The organism is Bowmanella yangjiangensis, assembly GCF_017255015.1.
Lineage (GTDB): Bacteria > Pseudomonadota > Gammaproteobacteria > Enterobacterales > Alteromonadaceae > Bowmanella > Bowmanella yangjiangensis.
Genome location: NZ_JAFKCS010000062.1, coordinates 1 through 5,410 on the forward strand (window position 1 = coordinate 1; position 5,410 = coordinate 5,410).

Consider the following 5,410-nt stretch of genomic DNA (forward strand, 5'->3'; position numbering starts at 1 on the left):
CATCTTCATTGCGCTCACAGGCTGCAGGAGAGGGGAGGCGCTGAGGCTGAAGACCACGGACATTGACTGGCAGACCAAGACGGTTACTTTCCATGACACCAAGAATGGCAGCGACCACAGGCTTCCTCTCTGCAGGCGTCTTTATGCGATGCTGAAGATTCACTGTGAGGGACGACAGGGGCTGGTCTTCCAGTTGTCGACGCGTCGTCTAGAGCTGATGGTCGAGCATCTGGTTAATCAGTTGCAGTTCAAGTGGTCGCCCCACGACCTGCGGCGGACGTTTGTAACGATTGCCCAGCGAACGCTGAAGGACTTAGCCACAGTGAAACGTTTGGTCAACCACAGTGTTAGTGGCGACGTGACCATGAAGCACTATCTGCGGCTGAGTGTGGAGGACTTGAGGGAGCCGATGCAGGCAGTGGAGGATGCTTTCGAGGAGGTGAAGGCAGGGGAACCGGCCACCGCAAAACACGATGACCGGAATCACACAGCAGCTACTCGTAATAGCTGACAGTCGCCTTCAGTTGCTCGGCAAAGTTGTAGATGTCGTCCAGCGAGTCAATGGGGTGGCGAGTTTCGTTCTTGTCTTTGTCGAAGATACCCAGGTACTTCTGGCTGCGGTTGAAGTGCAGGCGGCATAGAGGTTTTCGATTGTTGTCATCCAGCAGCACACCGAAATAGCTCTGGGTATCACGATGGATGATTCTCTTTGCGTCAACGACCGTTCGGATGATGGCTTTGACGATGTGAAAGCCTTCCAGCTCCTCCAGAGTGGTGACAATTTTGTCTCCGTCAGAGTCTTTTTCGCTCTTGTCGTTTGGTGTGTCCTGACCTGTGGGCAGCGCTACTGGAGTCATCGCAGGCGCCCCGCTCATTGCTGATTTGAGGCGGTCATTGATCTGGTCGCTGAGGAACTGGGCCAGTGCTTTGCGGGTGAGTTCAGAGAACTGCTCACGTACCTTTTGGGTGAGCATCCCATCGTAAACACGGCTGGCAAATAGTTTGACGAAATCCTCGTCAGGCTTGGAAAACTGACTAGCAATTTCACGCTTGAGCTGACCGACGTATTTCAGTTCGCCGGCTGCACTGATGATGGACTCTACATCGAAGGCCACCTTGGTGAGCTTCTGCAGCTCTGGGATGACATGTTCGTCAATGTCGAGCAGGTCTAGCTCCAAGAATGGCTTGTCATCCATTTTGTTGGGAGCATCAAGGTCGGTGAAAAACTTGAAGACCTGTCCATTCGTCAGGATTGAGATCCGTGCGTTTGTTACATGGAAGTACCGGAAAAGCTGGCCTGCATGGTTGACGTTCAGTGGTTCGCCAATCTTCTTGCACTCTATGAGTATCTGCACATCTCCGTTTTTGAGAATGGCGTAGTCAATCTTTTCGCCTTTCTTCGTTCCTACGTCGCAGATGTACTCAGGGGTCACTTCTGACGGGTCGAAGACGTCATAACCGAGCACCGAGTGGATGAAGGGCATGACGAAAGCATTTTTAGTCGCCTCTTCAGTCTGAATCGTTGATGCCTGCTGACGAATTTTGGTCGCCAGCGCGCCAAGCCTTTCGTGGAATTCCATGTCTCTCTCCTTTTTGAAGACTGCGCCCATCCTAGTGCTGGCGTTTTGCCCTTGCAATCACGCACAGGTCAAAAGGTTTTGGTAGAAAAATTTGACAGTCCCAAGATGCTGGCAATGCCAATTTAGCGCTAGCCAACGCGCCAGGGATTAGGCAATCGCAAAGGCAGTTGCTCAAAGACCGGCGACCAAGGCGAGTGTAGGTCATGACTCAGCGCATAGACTTGCCCGCACTCCTAATACAGTGGCAGGATTTACGACAGTTCGTTGCGAGCTAGCCAGAGGTAATTTTTGCGCTCAAGCAGCGGCGGAGAACCTCAGTCCGCCACCTCTCGACGACTCCTTCTTACAGATACCGCTATAGCTAGGTTGAGCTGTCAGAAGGGAGGTCGCCTGATCTGCCACGATTCTCAGCTTGTTGGTTTTCAGATCGTGGTAGGCGCACGCACCAAAAACTTCCGGATCCGGGTATATCGCTCGTTCACTCCACTGGGGAGTTGGCCGGTAGTAAGCGCTGACGAAGCTCGCGCTGCAGCACTGACGCTGCTTAGAAACAGTCTAGCCGCCGGCCCCCTCTACTCAGATTACGAAGGCACACTGGTGGTTAGGCCGCAGCAGAGGCCGCCTCGGATGAACGCCTCGTCGCTCACGCTGCAACAACTGCTCGACGTTTATTTGTCGACACGGCGATTGAAGCCGAGAACAGCAGAAGACTATCAGTCCGTTATAGATCGCTATGCGAAAGACTGGCGCAACGCTGATTGGCAGGCAATTACCACCGACAGTTTTGAGGCGCGCTTCGGCATTGTCAGTGAGCGCTCCCATGCACAGGCCAACTATCTTGTACGCGTCATATCCGCCCTTTGGTCGTTCGGCTGCGCCAAATACGATGTGAACTATCCAAACCCTACTCAACGCATTAAAGCACTGGGAGGACTGCACGTGATTAAACCCAAAGACCGCTTACTTCCTGACGCCGTTCACCCCAAATGGTGGCAGGCGGTTGCAGCGCTGCGGGATAAAGAAGCATCCGCTTTCTTATCCTTCGTTGCTCTGACCGGTTGCAGGAGGTCTGAAGCGCTGGGCCTGGAAGCTACCGATATCGACTGGCATTCCAGAACGGTGACATTCCCCGATACCAAGAACGGAATGACACATCGACTACCTCTTGGAACCCGCTTATTTGGCTATCTCTATGACCACTGCCACGGGCGCACTGGTCGCGTATTCAGTCTCAATGGGCGCGGGATAACGGCTTCTACCGCAGAGGTTTCAGAAAGGATCGGCTTCAAATGGACGACTCACGACTTAAGGCGAACCTTCGTGACGGTTGCCCAGAGGACGCTAAGAGATCTGGCCACAGTGAAGAAGCTCGTAAACCACAGCTCTGGCGCTGATGTCACCATGAAGCACTATCTGCGCCTGAGTGTGGAGGATCTGCGAGAGCCAATGCAGCGGGTTGAAGATGCGTTCGATAACCTGCGCACGCAGCCGCACATTTTTGGCGAAAAAATCTGAGCGCCTTTTTGTAATAGGGAATTGAGCGTCTTCCCCCCCGTACCGGGGTGGGGTCGTTCATTTCGCTCATAGCCATTTATCTCGCAAGATCCAAACAGCATCGGCAGCCCTTGCCCTTCGCTGGCGCGTCCAGCCCCTGCCAAGCTTCAGCACCTTAGCCCCCTACCGGCCAGCGCTTAGGCGTTCTCTTTGGGTGTACCTCAGCGACAACAGCAACAGCCACCTGGTTTGTTATCGTTTGGAATAGTCTTGACCACTTATACGGCAACATGCATATTGACAACACCTAAACGACAACAAGGAGCTGTCACCAATGTTTGTCCGTGCGTATCTCCGGGCATCCACTACTGAGCAAGACGCTAGCCGGGCGCGGTCTGCCCTGGACGCCTTCGCCCAAAGCCATGGCCAGCACATCGCTAGCTACTACACCGAGAACGAAAGCGGCGCCTCTCTACAGCGCCCTGAGCTGTTCCGTCTGCTGGCCGACGCGAAGCCGGGGGATGTTCTCTTGGTTGAGCAGGTCGACCGTCTGAGCCGCCTCACAGAGGGCGACTGGCAACAACTCCGGGCGACCATCAAAGCGAAGGAGGTGCGGGTCGTTGCCCTGGATCTGCCGACCTCTCACCAATTCATGGGCAGCAATAGCAACACCGCAGCCGATGCCTTCACCTCTCGGATGCTGGGCGCCATCAATGACATGCTGCTGGACATGCTCGCAGCAGTTGCCCGTAAGGACTATGAAGACAGGCGCAGACGCCAGAACGAAGGCATCGCCAAGGCCAAGGCTCAGGGAGCTTACAAAGGCCGAGGCATCGACAAGGATAAGCACGCCAGCATCCTGGCCCTGTTGAACAAGGGAACAGGTATCAGAGAAACGGCCAAGCTCTTGAGGGTCAGCACCAGCACTGTGCTTAGAGCCAGAGACAAGGTCAGCGCCACAGCCTGAGGCCTATCACCAGCACCACAAAGACGAAGCCCCCCGAAAGTCACCCAACGGGGGCCTAGCGTATCTGAGGGGGATATGCACACCATTGGTGGAAGTCAGCCGAGGAAGTTAGCCAACCCCAGCGACTCTAGGGCATCCTCCGAGCGCTCTAAAGCCCATGCCTGAGTGTGAGGTTTAAGCTGCTATCCGCCCTGGACACCCGGCATCCTCTTGGTTACTTCCGACCAGTAATCCTGCCGCGTTAGCGCCTAGCCTACAAAGACGCGTGCTCCCCTGTTATTTTCATTACTATTCAGCAACGCAACTACTAGAAATCATAAGTTATAGCGTCAAGCTATGCGCTCTGCCTATACAGCTCTAGTGCTAGGGTCAGCCCTAAGGCTCAGAACAAAAGAGTTTCGTGAGTAAATACCACCGATTAGCTGTCTTCCGGGATGAAGATGCAAAGTCCCCCCATTCAACCTTGCCATAGCTCGCGCCAGATAAAGGCCCAAGCCCGCACCATTTAGACCTTCGCTATGGGCTCGCCTACCTGAAACTCCTTCTTCAAAAATCGCTTCCTCTTCGTCATTCGATATAGAGAGACTTTCCATCTCAAAACGAATGTCTATGAAGCCATTACCATCATAAGATGTTGTGACATTCAAATAACTATTACGCATCGCATATTTAGCGGCATTCTCTACTAGATAATATATACAGGCATGAATTGACTCGTAGTCAAAAAGAGCCTGCAGCCTCGTTGGTTCAACTCGTGCCTTTATCTTGCGATCCAAGAATTCGCCAAAAAACAAATAAAAGACATTCATCAAAACCCTATGAACATCGTGAACTTCCATTTTGGTCGAATCAATCTTGCCAGAGAGCTTTTCAAAGGCAGAGTACTCTGCCTTTTGCGCCAACTGATGCTTAAGTATCTCCATAAGAGCCTTTGCCGTATCGCGGGAGTTATCCTTTACCTCCTCAGCAACATAATCCAAAGCCTCTTTAGGGCTGCCCATTAAAGCGTCTTGCTTAACCAAGTAGAATATTTCCTGACTTGTTTTTGCAGTGATGCTCTTGAGATTGTGAATGAGTCGCTTTGTTCGTTGCTCAGCACGCTTGGCCGAAGTATCGATTAGCGGTGCAGCAGCAATTACCGTCCGCACCTCAATATCCATAATCTTCCTGCTTCTTACTTTATCCGCATCAAAGGAAAACGCCACGGCAGTATAAATACCTTCGGAATATCTGACGAGCCTAGCCTTACGCCCCCGAAAACTCGTTACTTTTGTACCAGCACTGGGAAGCTCTTTCTTGCACAAAGCCAAGTCAGTACCCAGCTGATCAATAAGAGGCTCTGCGCGCTCATGACTCCAAAGGGCAATTT

Annotated in this window: 5 protein-coding genes; 3 read left to right on the forward strand and 2 right to left on the reverse strand. The window is 52.7% G+C overall.

All coding sequences use genetic code 11. From position 1 onward, the window contains the following. Positions 1 to 511 (forward strand): tyrosine-type recombinase/integrase (locus tag J0A65_RS21270; RefSeq protein ID WP_206596340.1); only part of this gene is annotated, 511 nt, incomplete at its 5' end. On the opposite strand, the gene J0A65_RS21275 is transcribed toward J0A65_RS21270, so the two are convergent. Continuing rightward, the gene (locus J0A65_RS21275; RefSeq protein ID WP_206596341.1) at positions 495 to 1,580 is read right to left on the reverse strand and encodes a type I restriction endonuclease; all 1,086 of its coding nucleotides are present in this window, start codon (positions 1,578 to 1,580) and stop codon (positions 495 to 497) included. The two genes, J0A65_RS21270 and J0A65_RS21275, sit on opposite strands and share 17 nt — an antisense overlap. 627 nt (positions 1,581 to 2,207) lie before the next feature. On the opposite strand from J0A65_RS21275, the gene J0A65_RS21280 reads away from it, so the two are divergent. Beyond that, a complete protein-coding gene (locus tag J0A65_RS21280; RefSeq protein ID WP_206596342.1) occupies positions 2,208 to 3,095 on the forward strand; it encodes a tyrosine-type recombinase/integrase in 888 nt (295 codons plus the stop codon). Between the two features lie 313 nt (positions 3,096 to 3,408). Beyond that, complete coding sequence (locus J0A65_RS21285; RefSeq protein ID WP_206596343.1) at positions 3,409 to 4,041, forward strand: recombinase family protein; 633 nt, start codon at positions 3,409 to 3,411, stop codon at positions 4,039 to 4,041. 347 nt (positions 4,042 to 4,388) lie between these two features. Here the strand turns inward: J0A65_RS21285 and J0A65_RS21290 are convergent. Further along, positions 4,389 to 5,410 (reverse strand): sensor histidine kinase (locus J0A65_RS21290; RefSeq protein ID WP_206596344.1); only part of this gene is annotated, 1,022 nt, incomplete at its 5' end.

Bases quoted from the DNA above. Each gene is read 5' to 3' on its own strand.
- J0A65_RS21275 (WP_206596341.1), bottom strand. From the start codon at position 1,580: ATGGAATTCCACGAAAGGCTTGGCGCGCTGGCGACCAAAATTCGTCAG.
- J0A65_RS21280 (WP_206596342.1), top strand. From the start codon at position 2,208: ATGAACGCCTCGTCGCTCACGCTGCAACAACTGCTCGACGTTTATTTG.
- J0A65_RS21285 (WP_206596343.1), top strand. From the start codon at position 3,409: ATGTTTGTCCGTGCGTATCTCCGGGCATCCACTACTGAGCAAGACGCT.